The sequence below is a fragment of the Pontibacter brevis genome (genome assembly GCF_054779655.1).
The window spans coordinates 1-2,798 of sequence record NZ_BAAGXV010000041.1 but is presented as its reverse complement, the minus strand read 5'-3'; the positions used below and the strand labels follow the sequence as shown (position 1 = coordinate 2,798).

Genomic DNA, 2,798 nt, shown 5'->3' with positions numbered 1-2,798 from the left:
GTACGAGCGCAACGCCGAGAGCGGGGGTGACGACCTCTACATCAACTGGCCGGGGGTGGACAACAAGGGCAACCGCCTCACCGACGGCACCTACTACTACGAGGCCGAGGTGGAGTTCCATACCCTGGACCCGGCGCAGGCACGCGCCACCTATAAAGGCTGGGTAGAGATACTAAGATGATGCATGTAATAAAACCAGAGCAGCTGCAGGATAAGTCCATTGTTTTTTACGATGGCACCTGCGGCTTTTGCGAGGCCAGTGTACAGTTGGTACTGAAACACAACAGGCGCCGCAACATAAGCTTTGCGGCCCTGCAGTCAGGTGTGCTGGAGGAGTTGGTTCCGCTTTCGCAACGCCCTGACCCGCTGCCTGATTCAGTTGTGTTCTTCGAGCAGGGCAGGCTTTTTACGGAATCCGATGCAGTGCTTCAGATTGCACGTCACCTTAACTTTCCGTACCGGGTGCTTTACTATTTCCGGTTTATTCCTTTATCTTTCCGCAACTTTTTGTACCGCTTTATAGTGAGGCACCGCTATAAGATTGCCGGTCAGACAGAGGCATGTATGCTGCCTAGCCCTGAGGAACGGGCCCGGTTTGTAGCCTAAATGCCTGATGGCTTATAATTGCTGAATGGCAGAAACGCACTTGTAGTGCCGGCAGCAATGTTGCTATCAAAAGGAAACGATAAACCAACAACGAAAGAATAAACGACGAATGAAGAAGGCATATGTTTTCCCGGGGCAGGGTTCTCAGTTCACAGGTATGGGAAAAGGCTTGTATGAGCAACACGCTGAGGCAAAAAAGCTGTTCGACAATGCAAACGACATTTTAGGGTTCAATATCACAGAAATAATGTTCGGCGGCACCGAAGAGGAGCTGAAGCGGACAAACGTTACACAGCCGGCTATTTTCCTGCACTCAGTGGCGCAGGCGGCAGTGGCGAAAGATTTCCGTCCGGATATGGTGGCGGGGCACTCCTTGGGAGAGTTTTCAGCGCTGGTTGCCAGTAAAGTGCTGCGTTTTGAAGATGGGTTGAAACTCGTATATAAGCGCGCTCTTGCCATGCAGATGGCCTGTGAGGCAAACCCTTCTACAATGGCAGCCATACTGGGTCTGGAAGATGAGAAAGTAGTGGAGATTTGCGCATCGATAGAAGGTGAGGTCGTCGTAGCCGCTAACTTCAACTGCCCGGGCCAGTTAGTGATATCAGGTTCCAACAGCGGAATAGAAATTGCCTGCGAGAAAATGAAGGCAGCAGGTGCCAAAAGAGCGCTTCCTTTACCGGTAGGTGGCGCATTCCATTCTCCCCTGATGAAACCTGCAGAAGTAGAACTGGCGCAGGCCATCAAAGACACTGCTTTTAATGAAGGTATCTGTCCTATCTACCAAAACGTAGATGCCAGGCCGCACACCGACCCGCAGGAGATCAGGCAGAACCTGATCAAGCAGCTAACAGCGCCTGTGCTTTGGACGCAATCGGTACAGGAGATGCTCGCCGATGGCGCGACGCATTTCATCGAGTGTGGTCCGGGTAAAGTACTACAGGGGCTTGTAAAGAAAATTGATCGTTCAGCAGAAGTAAGTTCTGCTGAATAAGTCTCTCCCAAACAGCACGAGACAAAAGTCCTTTCTGGCATATGCCGGGAAGGACTTTTGTTTTGATGAGGGCAAAGACAGTTGAAACTCCTGCTATTGCTGCCTGGGCAGTATCACCTGCCGCCGCTGGTATAACAAAAAAGGTTAGCATCTAAATAATATAAAATAAGTATATTTATCTTTAAATTAATTGACTCCACTTCTCCTGAAAATAACATGATGTCAAATTTCTTAGACAAGAAGTACCTGTGGAAAGCCGGCCTCCTGTGGTTGCTGGTATTGATCTTAGGTACTCTCACAGAGGCGCAGGCGACGCATATCCGGGCAGGAGATATCACGGCGAAGCGGGACACAACTCCTAACCCCAACCCGCGCCGGTTCTTCTTTACCATGACCATTTACCGGGACGCAAGGTCGCAGGAGAAGAATTTTACAGTAGACATCAATACAGGAGAGGCGGGAAGAACAATACAGGTGGATGTGGCTTCTGTCACGGATATTGGGAATCAAACAGAAGCGTGGGTCTACAAATGGGAGCATACCTATAGCTCTGATGGTACCTTCCGGGTATCCTGGATCGGCATTAACCGAAACAGGAATATCCTGAACATGTCCCCGCCAACCGACCAGCGCTCTTTTTATATCGAAACAGTCATTAACATCAACGCCCTGCGGGGCTTCAACAGCACGCCTGCCCTGACCGTGGCACCGATAGATGTAGGTTCTGTCGGCCGAAGGTTTGTTCATAACCCCGGCGCTTATGATGCCGACGGTGACAGTCTTGCTTTTAAACTCATCGTGCCACGCTACCAGGACGTGAACGGGAACATTTCGCCGGTGCCGGGTTACCAATTGCCGGACATCCCTTTTAACTGTACCACCGGTGGCGATTGTAATGCACCCGGTGGTAACGAACGTGCCACTTTTTCGCTGGACCCTTTGACGGGGCAGATGACCTGGGACGCCCCCTGCCGACAGGGGCAGTACAACGTGGCCTTCGTGGTGGAGGAGTGGCGGGTGTCGCCCAACGGCGGGGCCGTGAAGCTGGGCGAGGTGGTGCGCGACATGCAGATACTGATAGGGCAAGCGCTCAACTGCCCTCCTGTCCTGGAGCCGAAGGACACGTGCGTGGTGGCGGGCACGCTGCTGCGGGGGGTGGTCTCGGCCACGGACCCCGACGGGGACCTGATAAACCTGACGG

Annotated in this window: 3 protein-coding genes and 1 pseudogene; all 4 read left to right on the top strand. The window is 52.4% G+C overall.

Features of this window, described 5'->3' with window-relative positions; translation table 11 throughout:
• Nucleotides 1-181, top strand: a 181-nt coding sequence (locus tag ACYVB1_RS12870) for a hypothetical protein (RefSeq protein ID WP_460924126.1), incomplete at its 5' end; no start/stop codon positions are given.
• Nucleotides 178-606 carry a thiol-disulfide oxidoreductase DCC family protein gene (locus ACYVB1_RS12865; RefSeq protein ID WP_460924124.1) on the top strand — a complete coding sequence of 143 codons (429 nt, stop codon included), beginning with the start codon at nt 178-180 and terminating at the stop codon, nt 604-606. The genes ACYVB1_RS12870 and ACYVB1_RS12865, both read left to right, overlap by 4 nt.
• A 109-nt stretch (nt 607-715) precedes the next feature.
• Nucleotides 716-1,597: an ACP S-malonyltransferase gene (fabD, locus tag ACYVB1_RS12860; protein WP_460924122.1), complete on the top strand. Its 882-nt coding sequence runs from the start codon at nt 716-718 to the stop codon at nt 1,595-1,597.
• A 216-nt stretch (nt 1,598-1,813) separates the two neighbouring features.
• Nucleotides 1,814-2,798: pseudogene (locus tag ACYVB1_RS12855) on the top strand (gliding motility-associated C-terminal domain-containing protein); the annotation flags it as partial.